This is a genomic window from Mycolicibacterium sp. lyk4-40-TYG-92, assembly GCF_030209435.1.
In the GTDB taxonomy this organism is placed as follows: Bacteria; Actinomycetota; Actinomycetes; order Mycobacteriales; family Mycobacteriaceae; genus Mycobacterium.
This window is the reverse complement of sequence record NZ_JARVRX010000001.1, coordinates 410082-430116: the sequence shown is the minus strand read 5'-3', so window position 1 is coordinate 430116 and position 20035 is coordinate 410082. Positions and strand designations below refer to the sequence as shown.

The 20035-nt window shown below is 66.9% G+C and carries 16 protein-coding genes; 7 read left to right on the top strand and 9 right to left on the bottom strand.

What is annotated here, in order from left to right; genetic code table 11:
- Positions 1 to 292: 292 nt before the first annotated feature.
- From QRN63_RS02115 to QRN63_RS02095, 5 genes are read left to right on the top strand one after another with little or no spacing between them, the layout of a single operon-like run.
- On the top strand, positions 293 to 1774 hold the full coding sequence (locus QRN63_RS02115; protein WP_502888066.1) for a DUF3375 domain-containing protein: 1482 nt from the start codon (positions 293 to 295) through the stop codon (positions 1772 to 1774).
- Complete coding sequence (locus tag QRN63_RS02110; RefSeq protein ID WP_267318700.1) at positions 1767 to 2432, top strand: DUF4194 domain-containing protein; 666 nt, start codon at positions 1767 to 1769, stop codon at positions 2430 to 2432. Before QRN63_RS02115 ends, QRN63_RS02110 begins: the two co-directional genes overlap by 8 nt.
- Positions 2425 to 5796, top strand: coding sequence for an ATP-binding protein (locus QRN63_RS02105; protein ID WP_285029014.1), 3372 nt, complete (start codon positions 2425 to 2427; stop codon positions 5794 to 5796). The genes QRN63_RS02110 and QRN63_RS02105 overlap by 8 nt, the downstream gene beginning before the upstream one ends.
- 10 nt (positions 5797 to 5806) lie before the next feature.
- Positions 5807 to 6592: an exodeoxyribonuclease III gene (locus QRN63_RS02100; protein WP_267318698.1), complete on the top strand. Its 786-nt coding sequence runs from the start codon at positions 5807 to 5809 to the stop codon at positions 6590 to 6592.
- A complete protein-coding gene (locus tag QRN63_RS02095; RefSeq protein WP_285029013.1) occupies positions 6589 to 7590 on the top strand; it encodes an alpha/beta hydrolase in 1002 nt (333 codons plus the stop codon). Before QRN63_RS02100 ends, QRN63_RS02095 begins: the two co-directional genes overlap by 4 nt.
- Here QRN63_RS02095 and QRN63_RS02090 read toward each other — a convergent pair.
- Positions 7587 to 8147, bottom strand: coding sequence for a TetR/AcrR family transcriptional regulator (locus QRN63_RS02090; RefSeq protein ID WP_285029012.1), 561 nt, complete (start codon positions 8145 to 8147; stop codon positions 7587 to 7589). The genes QRN63_RS02095 and QRN63_RS02090 overlap by 4 nt on opposite strands.
- A gap of 114 nt (positions 8148 to 8261) precedes the next feature.
- Between QRN63_RS02090 and QRN63_RS02085 the strand changes: the two genes are divergently transcribed.
- A complete protein-coding gene (locus tag QRN63_RS02085; protein WP_285029010.1) occupies positions 8262 to 11360 on the top strand; it encodes an MMPL family transporter in 3099 nt (1032 codons plus the stop codon).
- Between the two features lie 415 nt (positions 11361 to 11775).
- Positions 11776 to 13227, top strand: coding sequence for an HNH endonuclease signature motif containing protein (locus tag QRN63_RS02080; RefSeq protein ID WP_285029009.1), 1452 nt, complete (start codon positions 11776 to 11778; stop codon positions 13225 to 13227).
- 68 nt (positions 13228 to 13295) lie between these two features.
- Here QRN63_RS02080 and QRN63_RS02075 read toward each other — a convergent pair whose 3' ends face one another.
- From QRN63_RS02075 to QRN63_RS02040, 8 genes are all read right to left on the bottom strand, one after another.
- Positions 13296 to 13619 carry a hypothetical protein gene (locus tag QRN63_RS02075; protein WP_285029007.1) on the bottom strand — a complete coding sequence of 108 codons (324 nt, stop codon included), beginning with the start codon at positions 13617 to 13619 and terminating at the stop codon, positions 13296 to 13298.
- A gap of 137 nt (positions 13620 to 13756) precedes the next feature.
- Positions 13757 to 14377, bottom strand: coding sequence for a hypothetical protein (locus QRN63_RS02070; protein ID WP_285029006.1), 621 nt, complete (start codon positions 14375 to 14377; stop codon positions 13757 to 13759).
- A gap of 158 nt (positions 14378 to 14535) precedes the next feature.
- Positions 14536 to 14922 (bottom strand): hypothetical protein, encoded by a 387-nt coding sequence (locus QRN63_RS02065; RefSeq protein WP_267318691.1) that lies wholly within the window; start codon positions 14920 to 14922, stop codon positions 14536 to 14538.
- Positions 14923 to 14925: 3 nt separating this feature from the next.
- On the bottom strand, positions 14926 to 15696 hold the full coding sequence (locus QRN63_RS02060; RefSeq protein WP_267318690.1) for a MerR family transcriptional regulator: 771 nt from the start codon (positions 15694 to 15696) through the stop codon (positions 14926 to 14928).
- 9 nt (positions 15697 to 15705) lie between these two features.
- Complete coding sequence (locus tag QRN63_RS02055; RefSeq protein ID WP_285029005.1) at positions 15706 to 17190, bottom strand: flavin-containing monooxygenase; 1485 nt, start codon at positions 17188 to 17190, stop codon at positions 15706 to 15708.
- Between the two features lie 13 nt (positions 17191 to 17203).
- Positions 17204 to 18124 carry a ferritin-like domain-containing protein gene (locus tag QRN63_RS02050; RefSeq protein ID WP_267318688.1) on the bottom strand — a complete coding sequence of 307 codons (921 nt, stop codon included), beginning with the start codon at positions 18122 to 18124 and terminating at the stop codon, positions 17204 to 17206.
- A gap of 12 nt (positions 18125 to 18136) precedes the next feature.
- Positions 18137 to 18994, bottom strand: coding sequence for an SDR family NAD(P)-dependent oxidoreductase (locus QRN63_RS02045; RefSeq protein WP_285029004.1), 858 nt, complete (start codon positions 18992 to 18994; stop codon positions 18137 to 18139).
- On the bottom strand, positions 18994 to 19983 hold the full coding sequence (locus QRN63_RS02040) for an alpha/beta hydrolase (protein ID WP_285029003.1): 990 nt from the start codon (positions 19981 to 19983) through the stop codon (positions 18994 to 18996). The genes QRN63_RS02045 and QRN63_RS02040 overlap by 1 nt, the downstream gene beginning before the upstream one ends.
- Positions 19984 to 20035 lie beyond the last annotated feature (52 nt).

The window sequence follows — 20035 nt, the reverse complement described above, 5'->3', positions numbered from 1 at the left end:
TGACCGGAATCTCACAGAGACCGGTGCGGTCCCGTGAACTCGACCGGGACGGCCGATGCCCCTGCCGGGCAAATCGGACACCGAGCCCGCCGACACATCAACGCAATTGCTGCGGCCACCCGCATGACAACCGGCCGAGGCCTCGGCCGGCGTCCACATTGTGAGACAACATGTGGGACTGCCGGTCCCGGGCAATCTCGGCAATCGGCTTTCGGGGCCCCGCGGGGCACGACCGCCGATGCCGGCCGCCACTTCGCCAAGTATCTTGGATCGGCATTGGAAGGGGTTGCGGGTGCAAGAGAATGCGGCGCTGTCGGCCGCCGAGTTGCTCGAACTCAACCGTGACGTTCAGGGCTCGCGCGCAGTCCGGCTGCTGGCGACCAACAACCTCGGCGTCTACGCCACTTTGATGGAGCGCCACCTCAGTGGCGGCACGATCGCCGAGACCGACTTGGTGGTCCGGCTGGAGCGCGATCTGGCGACGCTCGGCGAGACCGACGACCAGCTCGGACAGTCCGGCCTCGCACTGATCAAGTCGTGGGCCAGCCAGGGCTGGGTACACCGGGTCGTGGATCAACGGAGCGGCTCGGGCGATTTCGCCCGCAACGTCTGTTACCTGACGCAGGACGCCCGTCGCGCCCTCGACTTCGTCCGCGGCATGCGCCGCGGCGACAGCATCGCCACCGGTGGATCGATCGCGGGCATCGCGTCGCGCATGCGTCAGATCGCCACCCGCGCCGGCAATGACCCCGACCGCATCCGGGCCGGCATCGAAGCCGAGATCGCCGCGCTGCACCGCGAACTCGACGAGCTGGAAGCGGGCCTGCGCCCCGAGCCCGACGTCACCGACATGTACGACGAAGCCCGCGCCATTGCGCTGCAGATGGAACGGCTGATCACCGACATCGGCCTCTACGGCACCATGATCGAGCAGGCCACGCAGGCGCTGGACGATCCGATCGACACCAACATCGAGTACCGCGACCGGCAGCGCCAGATGTACGCCGACTACCAGGCGGCATGGGATTCGGCGGGCCGCGATTCGCACCGGGCGTTCCTGCGGATGATCAACGACCCCGACCAGCGCAGAGAGTTCGAATCGGATATCGCGGTTGTCGCCTCCGCATTGCCCGACCTGGACCCGGCGCTGCGCAAGGTGATGGCCGGGTTCTTCGAGTTGATCGGCCACCAGATCGACGAGGTCGAACGCATCCAGCAGCGCTGCGCGCAGCGGGTCAAGCGATTCACCGCGTTCGGCACCATGGAGTCCAGCCGTGGTGTCGCCCGCCAGCTGGGCGAGGCCATCGGCGCGGCCCGGACGCTGCTGAAGTCGTCGCTCACCGACTCCCGGCTGGACATCGAGGTCCCACTGGCCCGGCACACGATCAGCTCGATCGGCGCGCTGAGCTTCAAGATCGGCGACCTGTCGGCGCCCAAGACCGCCGAGGCGGCGCAGGGCGACGTCGACCTGTCCACCTTCGCGGCCCTGACCACCCAGGTCGACGCACCCGCGATGTCCGAGATGCTCAATGCCGCAGTCGCGCGCCGCCCGGTGTCCCTGGCCGAGGCGGTCGAGATGCTCGATTCGGCGTACCTGGGCCACGTCATCGTGTTGTGGTCGTGGGCGCTCAAACAACCCGGAGGGCCAGGAGACCCGAGTGACGACACCATGTCGGTGCGTTTCCGTTCGCTCGACGGTCGCGACCGCGAGATCGAGGTGCCGTATCTGATGTTCACCGAGCCTGTTGCCGTGGCGGGAGCCCTTCATGACTGACTCACCCATCGATTTCGCCTCCCTGCCCGAGGTCGACGGTGCCAGCCGGGTGGCTGGACAGCGTCGGCCGCGGTTCGACGGCGATGTGAGCGCCATGCCGGACCGCGCCTGCTGGGCCCTGCAGCACCTGCTGACGCGCCGCTACATCAGCAGCGAGTCCGACCGCGACATCTACAGCTGGATCCTGGAGTACCGCAACGAATTGTCGGTGCGGTTGTCCGAACTCGACCTGCAGCTGCGCATCTCCGAAGGCGTCGACATCGCGTTCATCGAGCAGGCCCGTTACGAGTCGGCCAAGGGCATCAAGCTGTTGCGCCGCGAGCCCCTGGGCACCTACGACTCGATTCTGGCGCTGCACCTGGCGCAGCTGATGCGCGCCGGCGGCGACCAGAGTTTCCTGATCACCCGCGACGAGATGCACGGCATGTTCAGCGGCGTGCTGAACGAAACCGACCGTGACGCAGTCACTTTCACCGCCCGCATCGACGCGGCCATCGCCCGGCTGACGGGTCTCGACATCCTTCGCCGCAGCCGTGACGACGAGGACAGCTACACCGTGAGCCCCGTCATCACAGCCGTGATGACGGCCTCGGTGATCACCGAGCTGCAGCAGCAGTTCGAACAACTCACCGGCGGAGGTACTGAAGCCGATGTCTGAGCAGTTCCATCTGTCCCGGCTCCAGATCATCAACTGGGGCGTGTTCGACGGTTATCACAGCATTCCGTTCAGCGCCGGCGGCTCATTGGTCGCGGGCGGCTCCGGCAGCGGCAAATCGTCACTGCTGGATGCCATTTCACTCGGTTTCCTGCCGTTCAACCGGCGCAACTTCAACGCGTCCGGCGACAACACCGCGGCCGGCTCGAGTGCGGGCCGGCGCACCGTCGACAAGTACGTCCGCGGCGCCTGGGGCCAGCGCAGCGAGGCCGGCACCAGTCAGGTCATGTACCTGCGCGGCGAAGGCACCACCTGGTCCGCGGTCGCCGTCACCTACACCAGTAACACCGGCCGCACCATCACCGGCCTGGTACTCAAATGGCTGACCGGAGAATCGCGTTCGGACTCGTCGAGCCGCTTCGTCATCGGCGACGGCGACCTGGACATCGAGGACGTCTGCAACCGGTGGGCCGCGGGCCGATTCGATGCTGGGGTGTTCAAGGGTGTCCGGAGCGAGCGAAGCGACGGGGAAAACCAGGGCTGGCGGTTCACCACGAAGGTCGAGTCGCAGTACCTGGCGCAGTTGTACGCCTCGATCGGCATCCGCGCATCGGACGCCGCGCAGCAGCTGCTCGGCAAGGCCAAGTCGCTGAAAAGTGTTGGTGGGCTTGAGCAGTTCGTCCGGGAGTTCATGCTGGACGAGCCGGACAGCCTGGCCCGGCTGCCCGAGGCCCTCAAGCAGATCGATCCCCTCGTCGAGGCGCGTGAGCTGCTCGCGGTGGCCCAGCGCAAGCGCAAGATCCTCGGTGACATCGAGGCCATCCAGGTGCGCTACGCCTCCGAGTCAACCGATCTCGGCATCATCGATCTGGTCGACCTGCCGATGGTGCGCGCCTACACCGACCACGTGCGGCTGCGGCACTGCCCCGCGGAGATCGAGACGCTCGACGCGACCATCGACCAGCTGGAGAACGAGAACGCCGACCTGACCCGCCAGCTGAATCTGGCCAAGGCCGAAGGCGATTCGCTCAACGCCCAGATCAACGGCGCGTCGGCGAATGTCGGCCCGCTGCAGGCCCAGGTCAATGCGGCCGAGGCACAGGCCGACGACGTGGCCCGCCGACGCGCGGCCTACGAGGAGATGGTCGCGGCGCTCGGCGTCGAAGTGCCCGACACGGCCGACGAATTCTGGAACCTGCGTGAGGAGCTCACCCGGCAGGCCACCGAGATGCTGGGCAAGCTGGAGTGGGGCCGCGATGCGTCCACCGACGCGGAATACGCCCAGAAGTCGGCGCGGATCCTGCGCGACAACGCGGCCAAGGAGTTCAAGCGCGTCGAGCACGTGGGCTCGGCGCTGCCCGAGTCCGCCGTGACGATGCGCGACCACATCTGTGCCGGCGTCGGCATCGATCCCGCCGAATTACCCTATGTTGCTGAACTTTTCGACTTGCAACCCGAGCACTCTCGCTGGCGGCTTGCGGTCGAGAAGGTGCTGCGCGGGGTCGGCCTGCGGCTGCTGGTGCCCGATCAGCACTACGCCAAGGTGCTGCGGTTCGTCAACGAGACCAACATGCGCGGACGGCTGGCGCTGCACCATGTCCGGGCCGGCGCCTCGGGACGCGAGGCCGAGCCGAACACGTTGGCGGGCAAGCTGTTCCTGGTCAAGCCCAAGCATCCCTGTGCCGCCGAGGCCGCCGATGTGATCGCCGCGGCCGGTGACCACATCTGTGTGGACACCCCCGACGTGTTCGTGCGGTTCCGCCGCGCCGTCACCGACACGGGCCTCTACAAGGACTCCGACCGGTTGGCCATCAAGGACGACCGGCGCCCGATCAAGCCGTCCGAGTACATCTATCAGGGCGACATCAGCGCCAAGCTGGAGGCGCTGCACGCCGAGCTCACCGAGGCCGAGGAGGCGTTCAACTCCGCCCGCCGGGCCGCGGATGAGATTGCCGCACAACGACAGCGCTGGCGTGACCGGGCCGCGGCCTGCAAGGCCGTCTACGAGCAGTTCCCGCAGTGGAGCCAGATCGACACCGACACCGCCGAGGGCCATGCCGACCGGCTCCGCGAGCAGTACGAGCTGCTGCTGGCCGACCACCCCGACATCGAGGCATTGAGCGCCCGCGCCGAGGAATGCTGGGTCGACATCCAGACCCTGATGACCCGGCGCGGCGCCATCCAGACCCGGCGCGACGACCTCGACGCCCGCCGGACCAAACTGATGGACCTGCAGGACCGGCTCTCCCCGGCCGTGGTATCAGATCAGGCCACAGATCTGTTGCGCCGCTATGCCGCTGACGTTCCCGTGCCGCTGGAACTGCTCAACCCGGAGCCGCACCGCGAGGCGCTGTTCGCGGCCATCCGGCGCGAACGCGACCAGCTCACCGAGAGCCGTCGGCGTTCCTACGAGGAGCTCTCCCGCATCGTCGCGACGTTCGACGCCTCGTTCCCGGATGCGATTCCGAACGACTCGGACGACTTCGACGAGCGCATCTACGACTACGTCGGGGTCTGCCGGCACATCGACGAGCGTGAGCTGCCCGACGCCTACGACCGCATGATGCGGCTGATCACCGAGCAGGCGCCCGACGCGATCCTGACCCTGCACCGCGTCGCCGAGCAGGAGACCCGGCGGATCAGTGAACAGATCGAGCGCGTCAACACCGGTTTAGGCGCGGTGGAATTCAACCGCGGCACCCGCCTGACGCTGCGCGCCAACCCGCGCAGCATGGTCGCCGTCTCCGAACTGACCGACATCGTCAAGGCCATCTCCCGGCGCATCGCCGAGGTGGGGCTCGGCGATAAGAAGGCGATCCTCGAGCAGTACGCCGACATCCTGCGGTTGCGAAACCGGTTGGCCGGCAACAATCCCGAGGACCGCGCCTGGACCCGCGATGCGCTCGACGTGCGGAACCGGTTCACGTTCGACTGCGCCGAGTGGGACGTGGCGAGCGGCGAACTGATCCGCACGCACAGCAACGCCGGTGACAACTCCGGTGGCGAGCAGGAGAAGCTGATGGCCTTCTGCCTGGCCGGGGCGCTCAGCTTCAACCTGGCGAACCCCGAAAGCGGCGACAACAAGCCGGTTTTCGCGCAGTTGATGCTGGACGAGGCGTTCTCCAAGTCCGACCCGCAGTTCGCTTCGCAGGCGCTGCAGGCGTTCCGCAAGTTCGGCTTCCAGCTGGTGATCGTCGCGACGGTGCAGAACGCCACCACGATTCAGCCGTACATCGACGGCGTGGTGATGGTGTCCAAGTCCGAGGCCACCGGCCGCAACGCCCGGCCGGTCGCCAATGTCGCCACCAAGACCATCACCGACTTCACCGCCCTGCGTCGGGAACTGAAAGTCCCCGAGCCCGTCTGATCGGAGCGTCATGCGTATCGCCACCTGGAACGTCAACTCCATCCGCACCCGGGTCGACCGGGTCACGGACTGGCTGTCGCGCGCGGACGTCGACGTGCTCGCCATGCAGGAGACCAAGTGCAAGGACGAGCAGTTCCCGACGATGCCGTTCGCGGCACTCGGTTACGAAGTCGCGCACGTCGGGCACAGCCAGTGGAACGGGGTGGCGATCGCGTCCCGCGTCGGACTCGAGGACGTGCAGATCGGCTTCACCGGCCAGCCGCAGTGGCAGGACGCCGACGAGGCACGCGCCATCGGCGCCACCTGCGGCGGGGTCCGGCTGTGGAGCCTGTACGTGCCCAACGGCCGGACGCTCGAAGACCCGCATCTGCCCTACAAGCTGAAATGGCTTGCCGCCCTGCGGGACACCGCGACCGGCTGGCTGGCCGACGATCCGTCGTTGCCGTTGGCTCTGATGGGCGACTGGAACATCGCGCCGACCGACGAGGACGTCTGGGACATGGCAGTGTTCCAGAACTCGACGCACGTCTCCGAGCCCGAGCGTGCGGCCTTCCGCGCCATCAACGACGCCGGCTTCGCGGACGTGGTGCGGCCGTTCACGCCGGGTCCGGGCGTCTACACCTATTGGGACTACACGCAGCTGCGGTTCCCCAAGAAGCAGGGCATGCGCATCGACTTCGTACTCGGCTCGCCGGAGTTCGCGGCACGCGTCACCCACGGCGAGATCGTCCGCGAGGAACGAAAAGGCAAGCAGCCCAGCGATCATGCGCCGGTGCTGGTGGAGCTGGCACCGTGACCGCGATCGTCCATGCCGGCGAGCCGGCCAGCCTGCGTGCGCGCATCATTCACTTCTTCGCGTCATTGCTGTTGGCCCGCATCCTGATTCGCGCCCTGACCACGGCAGAGTACGAGGCCACCTCGCTCCGGATCGTACGAGTCGGACGCAACGTCAACCGGCTCGCCAGCCTGCAGCGGCGCCGACCGCCGCGCGGCTTCCGATTGGTTCCCGAGATTTGGAACGGTCTGCGCGTCGAGTGGGTGGCGCCGTCCGACCTCGACGCGCCGATCGAAGATGGGGTCATCCTGTACTTCCACGGCGGCGGATTCGTTCTCGGGGATCTCAACACCCACCTCCGCGCCGTCGCCGCCCTGTCCCGCGTCACGCGACTGCCGTTGGTACACATCGAGTATCGGCAGTACCCGGAGGTCGATCTGGAGACGACCATCCAGGACTGTCTGGGTGCTTACCACCACCTGCTGAGCTCGGGCGTCGACCCGGCCAAGGTCATCATCGCCGGCGACTCGGCCGGCGGCTTCCTGGCGTTCGCCACCGCGCAGCAGGCCCCGAAGCACGGGCTCCCGAGCCCCGCAGGCGTGGTCGGCATCTCACCCCTGCTGGAATTGGACAACGTTGCGCGCGCGGCGCATTCGACCGCGTCGACAGACGTCTTCGGGATTGCCACGGGCCTACCGGTTCTCACCGAACGCATCTGCCCCACTGGCAATCTCGACCAGTTGGAGCCGATGTCCGGTCCGATGGATGCGATGCCGCCGTCTCTGATCGTCGTCTCCGCGACGGAGTCACTGCTGTGCGACGCCGAACGGATGCAGGACAGGCTGATCCAGGCCGGACGCACGTGCGATGTCGCCGCGTGGCCCAGTCAGGTCCACGCGTTCCCGGCCATATTTCCCGGACTGCCCGAGAGCCGTCGGGCATATGCGCGCATGGCCGGTTTCATCGCCGACTGCCTGTCAGGCACTGCCACCGACGTACCGCCCGCCCAGACCGCCTAATTCAGCAGCTGTTCCACCGATTCGACGAGCGCTTCCTCGACGCGGCGTAGCGGCAGTTCCGACTTGGTTGCCTGTGCCATGACGATGGCGCCCTCTATCGCGGCGACCGTCAGCGTCGCCTGCCGGGCCGCGATGTCGGGTGCGAGCCCGGCGGATTCCAGGCCGGCCGCGATCCGGCTCTCCCAGTCCAGGAAGACGCCGCCGGCGGCATCGGCTGCCGCGGGTGCTTCGCTGCGGCCGAGCGCGGCCGCGAGGATCGGACATCCGACCTCGAAGTCGCTGCCGGTCAGATTGGCGATCCACATCGCGACGAACGCCCGCAGCGCTCCGACCGGACCCTGTTCGGCGAACAGCAGGTCAATGCCGTCCGCCAGCGTCTTCCCCGCCGTCACGGTCGCATCGGCCACGAGTTCGGCCTTGCCGCCCGGGAAATTCAGGTAGAGCGACCGGCGTGCGGCGCCACTGCGTTCGAGCAACTGGCTGAGCCCGGTTCCCGCGACACCTTGGCGTCGGATCAGATCAATGGCTGTGACGACGAGCCGATCCCGGGCACTCATGTGACGTAACTCCCTGTCCTTCAGCATTGTTTGTATACCAAGTGGTCTACTAGCGTCTGCCCTCAATAGTAGACCGAACGGTGTAGTTCGGGTCTCGAATCGAGGGGGTCCGGGGTGGGACACAACAGTAGGTTTTTCGCCGCCACCAGCAGTTTCTGTGCCAAGTGGGCATGGGTCGTCATCGGCTTCTGGGTAGCGCTGGCCGGAATCCTCAACGTCGCCATCCCCCAGCTCGAGCAGACGGTCGCCGAGCGCTCCGCGCCGTTCATGCCGGCGAACATCAAGGCCGCGCAGACGCTGCGCGAGATGTCCGACGCCTTCGGCGTCCCCCGCTCATCCGCTGTTGGCAGCGTCGTGCTGGTCGACGAGCGCGGCATCAACGCCGCCGACGAGGCCCTGTACCGGGATATCGTCGCCACCCTGCAGCGGGACAAGTCCAACGTCGCCTACGTGCTCGACACCTACGACAACCCGCAGCTGCGCGACATCGCGCTCAGCCCGGACCACAAGGCGATCAACCTGGTCCTCGCCGGCACCGGCGACGTCGGGTCCACCAAGGCACACAAGAACACCATCGAGATCCGCGATCAGCTCAAGGCGCTGCCGAAACCGCCCGGAGTCGGGGTGTACCTCACGGGGCCGTCACCGACATTGGCCGACCTGTTCAGCGCCATGGACTTCTCGCTGCTGATCATCACCGCGGTGTCCGTACTGCTGATCACGCTGGTGCTACTGATGGTCTATCGGTCCCTGCCCACGGCGATGGTCCCGTTGTTGACCATCGGCATCGCCCTCGGCGTCGCGCGGCCGATCGTGTCCCTGCTCGGCATGACCGGCGCACTCACCGTCTCGAACTTCACCATTTCCCTGATGACCGCCATGCTGCTCGGCGCCGCCACCGACTACGCGATCTTCATTTTGGCCGGCTATCACGAGGCCCGGCGTAGTCAGGTGCCCGTCGCCGACGCGATAGCGCAAGCCGGACAGCGGGTTTCGGGCATCCTGATCGCGTCGATGTTGACCATCGCAGCGGCCGCCACGGCGATGGGGTTCACCGAGCTGGGCATGTTCAAGGCCGCGGGTCCACCGATCGCCATCGCGATCGTCGTCGGCCTGGCCGTCTCGATGTCCCTGCCCTACGCCCTGCTCTCGCTCCTGGGCAAGCGCGGACTCGCCCAACCGCGACCACTCAATGACCGGCGGTGGCGCCGGATCGGGTCGACCATGATCCGCCGGTCCGGCGTTCTGGTGACCGCGTCACTGGTGCTGTTGCTCAGTGCCGCATCGGTTCTCACCACCTTCCGGGTGAACTTCGACGAGAACGCCATGCAGCTCGACGACACCGAGAGCGCCATCGGTTACCAGAAGACCTACGCCCACTGGGGTGTCAACGAAGCGGCACCGGAATACCTGATCGTCTCGGCTGACCATGACATGCGGAACACCGACGACCTGGCTGTGCTCGACCGCGTCGCGGGTCGCCTCTCGGGGATGCCCGAGATCGCCTATGTCCGCTCCATGACCCGCCCGGCGGGAAAGCAGTTGCCGCAGACCACCATCGGCTACCAGGCCGGGATCGTGGCGGACCGGCTCGGCGATGCCAAGAACCAGGTCAACAAGGCTGTCCCCGACATTCACCGGCTGGACTCCGGTGCGGCCCAGTTGCGCGACGGCGCCGCCTCCGCGGTGACCCAGATTCCCCAATTGGTTTCCGGCATCAAGCAAGTGACCGGGCTGGCCCATCAGGTGCTCGACGGGTACCAGGCCGCCGGTGCCGGGCTGTCCACCCTCACCGACGGCACGGTGGACGTCCGTTCGGCGTTGGCCGATCTCAGCTCCTCCACCGGACTGCTCGACGCGGCGCTGCAGGCCATCGACGGCAACGCGCAGGTCGCCGACGCCGGTCGGTTGGTGAGCTCGGCACTCGGATCGGCGCTGGATCCGCAACCCGGCTCCGAGTGCCTGATGAACCCGGTGTGCAGCCGGGCCCGCGCCGACATTGCCGATCTCGACGCCATCTCCAACGGCGCGGTCAGCCGCGCGCTACTGCAGGCTCAGCGGCTCTCCGCGGTCCCGCAGGTGACCGTCGAGAAAGTTCGGGCCGCCGAGCCGGCCATCCGAAATGCGTTGGCCACGTTGCAGAAAATGGTGTCGAACCTGCCCGGCGGTTCGCCGGCGCAGGCCCGCACCCAGCTGACCGACCTCGTGCGTGGCGCCGACCAGCTGAGCGCCGGCATGACCCGGCTGGCCGTCGGGCTCGATCAGGTCAAGGGCGGCGTGGACCAGGTGGCCAACATGTCCGGGCGGCTCACCGACGGCCTCGGCCAGGCGACGGACTATCTGGCGACGTTGAGCACGCACACCGGCGACGGCCCGGCCTCGGGCTTCTACCTTCCGCCGCAGGGCTTTTCCGACCCGGCATTCCGGGCCGCACAGGACCTGCTGTTCTCCCCCGACGGTAAGACGGCGCGCATGCTCGTCATCTGGAAGATCAACCCGTACAGCGCTCAGGCCCTGGACGCCTCCCGCGCGCTGGCGCCGGCGGCGACCGAGGCCGCCTCCGGAACCTCTTTGCAGACGGCACGTTTCGCGAGCACCGGCTTGGCCTCACTGTCGGCAGACATGCGCGACCAGGTGTGGCACGACTTCGCCGTCTACGGCATCGTCGCGATCCTCGGTGTGCTGCTGGTGTTGATCGCGCTGCTGCGCAGCATTCTCGCGCCGGTGTTCATGGTCGCGGTCGTGACGCTGTCGTTCACCGCCGCCGCCGGAGTCAGCGTCCTCGTGTGGCAGCACCTCATCGGGGTCGACGTGGACTGGTCGGTGTTCCCGGTGTCCTTCATGGCGCTCATCGCGGTCGGCGCGGACTACAGCATGCTGTTCGCCGCCCGCATCCGCGACGAGTCGGGTGACGGCATGATCCGCGGCATCATGCGCAGCTTCGGCAGCACCGGCAGCGTCATCACGACCGCCGGAATCGTCTTCGCGCTCACCATGTTCGCGCTGATGACCGGGCGGGTGATCAACCTGCTGCAGATCGGGTTCACCATCGGCGTCGGCCTGCTGATCGACATCACCCTGGTGCGCACCGTGCTGGTACCCGCCGCGATGGCCATGATCGGCAACCGCATCTGGTGGCCGAGTAAGCCGCACGCCGAGAGGCACTCCGCGATGACCAACTCGGAGCGCGAACCCGTGACCGTCGACGGTTAGGTGGGCTCGGTAAATCGCGGGCGGGTTTTGTGGTCCCGCGATTGCTACCTGTTCCCATGGCGGCGGCGCCTGGCGGATCGACGACGGTTAGGTGGCCTAGCTGTCCTTGATGGGCCATGCGGCCCGGGTCGCTTCGGCGCCCGGAGTTCTCTAGTCGGGTCTCGGACCTTCGACGGTTAGGTCGGCTAATCGCTGCTGCGGCGCCGTGTTGTTGGCTAGTTGTTCTAACCGTCGAGGATTGGCGCCACCCCGGGAGCTGGGTGGCTAGTCGACCTAACCGTCGACGATCGGCGCCTGGGCCAGTCGCGGGCCTCAATCATGCTGCGGCGCTTCTGTTTAGGTGCCCTAATCGTCGTCGATGGGTCGCGCTTGCGGCTGCCGATCCGTGTCGGTGGGCAGGTCTATATTCGAACGCATGAGCGAACTAAATAGTGATCCCCACGCCGCGGCCGCGGCGGTCGACGCGATCACCCTGGCCACCTGCGAGGAGAACGCCGCCGGCGCCCGCCGCCTGGCGGCGATCGGTGATCTGTGGGAGCTGCGGGCCCCCGACGACGACATCGAGAAGCGGTACTGGGCGATCGACGGGTACTCCGGCCTGGTGGTCGAGGTTGCCGCCGCACTGGGGGTGTCCCGCAAGCGGGCCCAGGCCCAGGTGGATCGGGCGGTGATGCTGCGCACCCGCCTGCCCAAAGTCGCGGCCGTCTATGCCAAAGGGCTGATCGATGCGGTGCTGGTCGCGATGATCGTCGCACGCACCGACCTGATCATCGACGACGACGTCGCCGGGCAGGTCGACGCCGACCTCGCCGCCAAGATCGTGGCCTGGGGACGGTTGTCGAAACCGAAGGTGGAACAACGCATCGACGCGATCATCGCCGCCTCCGATCAGGCCGGGGTGCACCCGCCAAAACCCCCGTCGCAGGCCCGGTACCTCGACATCCGTGCCTGCGGTCCCGGCACCGCGAGCGTCTGCGGGACGCTGGATGCCGCGGCCGCCGCCGTGCTGGACGCCGCGCTCGACGGGCTGGCCACGGGGGTGTGCCGCAACGACGGACGGTCCCATGATCAGCGCCGCGCAGCTGCCATCGACGCCCTGGCCCGCGGTGGCCGGTTGCGGTGCGAGTGCGGGCAAGCCGACTGCCCCGCCACCGTGGGCGAGCTATCGGCGCCGACCGTCGGCACCCGCGCCGTCATCCACGTCATCGCTGCACCGGAGGCAGTGCACGGGCAGGCTCCGGGGTTCCTGCCCGGGTACGGGCAGATCCCCGCCGAGCAGGTAGCCCGCCTCGCCGAGGGGGCGACCATCCGCCAGGTCGACCTGCCACCGGATACGGCCGAACCGCGGTACCGGCCCTCGGTCAAACTGGCCGAGTTCGTCCGGTGCCGGGACCTGACCTGCCGATTCCCGGACTGTGACCGGCCCGCCGACGCCTGCGACATCGACCACACGAGGGCGTATCCCGCGGGGCAGACGCACCCGTCAAACCTCAAATGCCTGTGCCGGTTCCATCACCTCCTCAAGACCTTCCATAATTGGCAGGATCAGCAGTTCCCCGACGGGACCGTCGTGTGGACCGCCCCCACCGGGCACACCTACATCACCAAACCCGAAGGCGCCCACTGGTACCCACAACTGGCCACACCCACCGGAACGCCCGAAGCCACCCAGGAACCGGAACGCACACCCGCACGCGGTCACTGCATGCCCAAACGCAAACGCACCCGCGCACAAGAACGCCAGCAATGGGCGAACCAAGCCCGCATGCTCAACGAAGAACGCATTGCCAGCGAGGAATGGCACCGGTGCCGCGAACTCGAAATGGCCTTGGCAGCAGAGCAGTGGGATGAACCCGCACCGTTCTGAAATGCGGAAAACGGCCAGGCTGTGACTAGACCAGTCCCGGCACCCGCAGGGGGCGACGACCACCCCAGCTAAGGGCACCCCAGGAATTGGCACGTCGCGTTGGTGTTCTCGCCTGCGACCAGTCGGTAGTGCGGGTGGCCGCCGTACCAGCCGTCTTCCGCCGTCATGCCAACGATCTGAGGCGGATTTCCGCGGTGCACCAGGTTGTACCGATGACAGGTCGTCCAGTCCCAGTCAACCTCGGTGAAGCCGCCGGGGACCGGCTGGCCCGGACACCAGGTTCCCGAGGAGGGTTCGGCCTGGGCGGTGCCGGCGCTCAACCCGAAGGCGGCCAGACTCATCCCGCCGGACAGCAGTGCCGCCGCGGCCAGTCGTGCGATTCGTCGCGTCATTGGACTCAACCTCTCTATTGTTGGTCGACAGCATGCAGCCCGGCGCTTGGGAGATTCTTGGCTTGCACCCACGGGGGCAGCCGAACACGACCCGGCACCGTTCTAGTTCGGTCCTCGGGTCGGTTCGGCGCCGGTGGCTAAACCAGTTCCGGCACCCGCAGGTGCGCGAAGGCCACGTCGAATTCGGCCTCGTCGAGCTCGGTCGCACCGGCTTCCGGAAGTCTCGATTCTTTGATCGTCTGTGCCTGGGCCCGGTTGCGCGCCATGGCTTCTCGGCTGTCGAACGTCGTGCAGGACACGCCACGGCCGGTGGCCCGATCGACCAGCAGGCTGACGCTGCAGAAGCCTTCGAGGGCCTCGGTGTCGGGCACGATGTTCGACCGGAAGTAGTCGATCGCGGCATCAGCGTTCGCCGGATCGGCATGCCCCCACGTCACCCGCGCGCACGCGCCCTGCGGGATCTGGTGAGCGCGGTGCATGACGGCGATATCCCACTCGTCGACGGTCGCGGCGCCGCCGAACATGTCGATGGCCTTTTCGCGGATCGGTCGAACTTGGTCGGCGAGCGCACTCATCGCCTCCTCGGACTCCCATGCCGTTACGGCGATGCACCGACCCGATTCACGGTCGGTGAGCAACGACATGCCGACGAACCCGTCCAGCTCTTGCAGTTTGGGCATCACTTCATCGCGGAGGTGAGCCACTCCTGCGTCGATAGCCGAGGGTTGTGCATGAATAGTGGTAGAGCGTGCGTACACGACCCACCCCCTCTATATCGGGGCAGCGCCCCAGCGGCGCCGCCGGTCCACCGATATACGTTCCTCCGATGTCCGGCGGGTGGCAATAGCCGATCAACACAGGTGTCGATATTGACGACTCCGGACGAATTCCGTTCTGCGAGAACAGGAATTGACGACTAGTTTCGCTTTCCGCCCGGAAGCCGGTCGACGAGCCAGCCCAGCCGGGCGACGGTGTTGTCCAGGGGCTCGACAACTTCGGCGAGCCGCTTCAAGCTCGGCAGGGTCGCGGCGATGGAGTTGGCGCCGTGGGCGATCTTCTCGGCCGACGTGTCGATGCCTGCCGCGGCCTCGGTCAAGGTGGTGATCTGGCTGGCGATCAGTTCGGCATGCCGGTCGATGCCCGCCGCGCTCTCGCTCAGGGCGGCGATGTTCTCGGCGATGAACTGCGCGGACTTCCGAAGCTCGGCGACGTCGTCCATCAGGGCGAACACCGCTTGCACGAGGGTCCTCGGCCCGCGCTTGCGTTTGCCGGGGGAAGCCTCAGCTTCGTCTGCCTGCGCCATGACTCACGCCTTCCGTTCGACAGGAGCCCCCTTGTCCTTGGCTTCCTGCTGGTACTGCCGCAGCTCGGCTCGCACCGCTTCATCTAACGCGCGGTCAAGGCTAGCGTGGGCCGAACGGCGGGATACCCGGCGCATGGCATCGATCAGATCGGCGGCCCAGGCAAGTTCGACGTCGTTGCTGGGATACCAGCCCGTGCCCCGCTGCCGAACCACCTCGGTGTGCCCGGCCCGGGTCATGGCCCGGGCGGCTTCGTCGAGCTTCTTGTCGACGGCCGTGGTGGTCTTGAGGATCGCGGTCAACGGCATCCCGCGAGAGATCAGCCGGCCGAAGTCGTCGATAACCCGCCGGTCAGGTACCAGGTAGGAGTCCTTGTCGTCCGTCAGCTCGATGATCCGGCCCGCAACGAGCCGGCGCAGCGTCGCGCCGTCCAGCCGGCCCAGCTGCATCTCCAGCTCCTGGCGCGTCAGGGTCTGCGACTCGGGGTTCGACCACGGCGAGATCACCAGCTCCTCGAGCTCCGCCAGGTCCAGCACCTCGACGAGCCCCTCACCGCGCTGCAGGCCGGTGAGGAACTTCAGGATGTGTTTGACGGTGAAGCCCTCGCTGAGCAGCCGGACGATCGCCTGGAGCTGACTCAGGTGCCGGTCGGTGTAGATCGCGACCCGGCCCCGGCGCTGAGGCCGGGGCAGCAGGCCGTTCTCCTGGTAGACGCGGACGTTCCGGGTTGTCGTCCCCGCTTCGCGCGCGAGGTCGTCGATCCGGTACTCAGCCACCAGCGGATTCTATGCGGTCAGGACCGAGGCACCGCTGGTCTGCGCAGCAGTGATCTTGAAGTCGTGCAGATTGACCGTCCTCAACTGGTTGACGTACTGGGTGGCGAACCCGGGGAACATCGTCGCGTTGAAGCCGTCCTCGGTCAGGTACCAGCTCTGGCAACCCGAGTTCCACGTCGTGGACTGCAGGCGCTGCTGGATGTCCTCGTTGTAGCGGGCCTGCACCTCGGGCCGAACGTCGAGCGACTTCCACCCGAACTGCAGCAGCTTGGAGATGGCCTCGACGATGTAGTCGATCTGCGCCTCCATGTACACCAGCGCCGAGCTGTGGCCGGGGCCGGAGTTGGGTCCAAAGGTGAAATACAGGTTGGGATAGCCGGAGACCGCGACACTGCGGTAGGCGTACGCGCCCCGGCTCCATTCCGCGGCGAGCTCCCGGCCATCGATACCGATGACGGGGAACGGGGTACCGGCCTTGGACACCTCGAAGCCGGTGGCGAACACGATGGCGTCGAATTGGTGCTCGATGCCTTCGACGGTGCGAATTCCCTTGGGCGACAGCCGGGCAATGGGCCACGTGACCAGCTTGCAGTTGTCGGCTTGCAGCGCCGGATAGTAGTCGGCGGTCATCAGCAGCCGCTTGCAGCCGGCCGAGAAGTCCGGGGTGAGCTGGCGGCGCAGCCACGGATCCTTCACCTGCAGGCGCAGATTCGCGAGGCTCAGCGCTTCGACCACCCGGGTGAACGGGCTGTCCCACACCACCCCGAGCGCGACAGACTCATGGCCCCAGAACCAGGCCGACCGCGCGATCTTCTCGGCGAAGGGCACGTCTTTGTAGATTCGCTTCAGCCAACCCGACGTCGAACTGTTGACCCGCGGGATCACCCAGCCCGGCGTGCGCTGAAACACCTTGACCGACTTGGCGACCTTCACCAGTTCCGGGACGATCTGCACACCACTGGCGCCGGTGCCGATGACCGCGACCTTCTTGCCGGTGAAGTCGTAGTCGTGATCCCAACGGGCACTGTGGATCTTGTGGCCCTCGTAGTCCTCGATGCCCGGAATCTTCGGGAAGCTCACGTTCGCCAACGGCCCCGAGGCGACGATGACGGTACGTGCCTGCACCGGCTCGCGACCCTCGAAGTTGACGGTCCATTCCCCCGCCACCTCGTCGTACTCCACGCCGGTCACGTTGTGGCCGAAGCGGATGTGCGGCGCGATACCGAACGACTCGACCATGCTGTCGATGTATCCGAGGATCTCGTCGCTACCGGAGTAGGTGTGTGACCACTCCGGGTTCGGCGCGAAGCTGTAGGAGTACAGGCGCGACGGAATGTCACACGCCGCACCGGGATACGTGTTGTCGCGCCAGGTACCGCCGACGCGGGTGCCGCGCTCGAAGATCTCGAACTCGGTGATGCCCTGGTCTTTGAGCCGGATGGCGGCGCCGATACCGGCGAACCCGGCACCGATGATGGCTACAGAAATCGTCATTCGTGAGTTCCTTTTACGCGACCGGCTCATAGGTCATCTCGTCCGACCAGCTCGGCGTGTTCCGAATCAGCGGCATCGGGATGGCGCCGGTGACCACCACCAGGGAATCGGCCAGCCAGTGGTACTTCGAGGTCCGGTCGATCACCTTCTTGGCGTGCCACGAGACGAACCGGTACATCGGCACCCGGCGCGCGAAAGCGCTTCGCTCACCGACACTTTGGAACCGGCGCATCGCCTGGTACAGGCGCTCTTCGTTGACGCCCATGGCGACGATGTTGTCGCGCATCTTGTTGAGCAGCGGGAAGTAGCTCAGCGTGCCGATCACCAGCGCCGGGTTCAGCCAGCTGCCGACGAAATCGACGGCCAGCTTGCGCAGGTCGGCGTGGCCCAGGATGTCCATCACCTCGAAATCGACCGCGAGGTGCCGCGACTCGTCGGAGTTGATGCGCTTGAACACTTCCTGCGCCACCGGGTCTTTGACCTCATCGGTGATGAATTTGATGAGTGCGCCGTCCAGGGCCACCTCCAGCATGGGGATGACGGTGCCGAGGATCGACAGCGACATACCGTCGGAGAACTTGTCGAGCCAGGTGATCACCAGCTGCACGTTGACACTCGGCGGCGGCACCTCGTCGTTCTCGAGCATGCCCCAGCGCCGCATCAGGGCCAGCTCGGCGTTGGCGTGCTTCTGTTCTTCGGCGTGGAAGTGCTCATAGATGCTCTTGAGCGTCGGGGTCGGGGCCTTCCTGGCCAGCGCGGCGAAGCCACGGGCGCCCACGTTCTCGATCCACATCAGATCGGTCATGAACGGCTTGAGCTTGGCCCACAGTTCCGGCTCGATCAGCTCGGCACCCGGTGCGTCCCAGTCGATGTCGGCCAGGGCCCACTGCTTGTCCTTGATCCGCTGCAGCATCTCGTCGAGATCCATTGCCATGATGAGTTCCTTTCAGTCCTTGGGAAGTACGCGTCCGAGCAGTCCGGCGCCGCGGACGTACAGGGCGGGGAAGTGTCGCTTGAGGTGCCAGATGACGGTGGCGTCGAGTTGGGGCACCACGTAGAGCCGGCCACCGTCGTGCGCGTCCAGGGTGCGGGCGGCGACGTTGTCGGCGGACAGCCCGGTCCAGCGGGCCAGCTGTTGGCTCAGGCTCATCGAGCTCGGGGTGATGCGGCCGTCGGTGAAGACGTTGGTCTTCACGAACGTCGGGCACAGGACGGTGACGGCGATGTCGGTGCCGTCGAGTTCGGCGGCGAGGGTTTCCGACAGCGACATCACGCCGGCCTTCGACACGTTGTAGGCCGCCATCGACGGCGCGGCGGCGAACCCGGCCGCCGAGGCCACGTTGATGATGCCGCCGCGGCCGGCTTCCCGCAGCAGCGGCGTGAAGACCTCACAGCCGTACACCACGCCCCACAGGTTGATGCCGAGCGCCCAGTCCCAGTCCTCGAAGCCGATGTCGCCCACCGGTTTTCCGCCGATGCCGACGCCGGCGTTGTTGATGACCAGCGTCGGCGCGCCGCCGAAGATATCCTGCGCCTGCTTGGCGAGCAACTCGATGGCGGTGCGGTCGGCGACGTCGCACTGCACGGCGTGACCCTTGCCGGTCGGGAGCTGGTCGATCAGTGCGACGGTCTCTTTGGCCCGCTCCAGGCTGATGTCCGCACAGATGATCTCGCCGCCGCGGCGCGCGAGTTCGAGGGCGAACGACCGGCCGATGCCACTGCCGGCACCGGTGACCACCGCCTTCGCTTTGTCCGAACGGCGCTGGCCGCGAAAGATATTCAGGATCGTGTCGATGCCGATCATCAGCACACCTCTTCGAGTTCGTTGGATCGCTTGTAGGCATCGGCGATGAAGGCCGCGGCGCGACGCAGCGCGGGGCCGGCTTCGGGCGCCAGATGCGGCAGGGCCTGGAAGACGTGCACCATGCCGGGCCAGACCTCGAGCGTGCTGACACCACCGGCGCGGCGAAGTTCGGCGTCGAGGTAGCGTGCGTCGGCACGCAGCATCTCGAAACCGCCGACCTGAATCAGCATGGGCGGCAACTGGTCCGCCTTGGCGAAGTCGAGCTGCAGTCGCGGATCGGCCAGGTTCTGGCCTTCGGTGTACAGCCCGACCATGCGCGCGGCCGCGGTGGCCGACATCGCCGGATCGCGGTACGTCGCCTTCTCCTGTTCGAGCGCGAGCCCGAGCGTGACGTCGATCAACGGCGAGAACAGCACGACGCCCGCGGGCCGGAAGTCCGCGTCGCCGGCGTGCGCCAGCAGCATGTCGCAGGTCAGGTGACCACCGGCCGAGTCGGCGCCCATCACGATGTCCGAGGCCGCATAGCCTTCCGACAACAGCCACCGGTATCCGGCTTCGACGTCCTCGGCCGCAGTCGGGAAGCGGTGCTCGGGAGCCAGGCGGTAGTCCACGACGAACATCGGCAGTCCGGTCGCTTCGGACAGGCGGGCCACCAGCTTGCGGTGGGTGCGTGCGGAGCAGATGACGTACGCGCTGCCGTGCACGTAGTAACCGGCGCGGCGACCGAACTCGACGCCAGGTCCGAGGACCCATTCGCCCTGCAGGTTCGGCGTGCGCACCGGGATGATCCTGGTGCCGCCGGGCATGGAACCGAAGGTCTCCATGATCGTGGCGATCAGGCCGCGCCCGAACCAGACACCGGGGGTGTTCATCGGGATGACGCTGGTCAGATTGCCCAAGGTCCAGCGGGTCACCGTGGCCGAGAGCGCGGCACGCAATGTTGCGCGTGTGGGTACTTCGGGCAGCGTTGCCCGGTCGGTTTCCGTCACGGGAAGTAGGACACCATCGACTGTGCCATTTGTCAATGGCACAGTTAGCGGC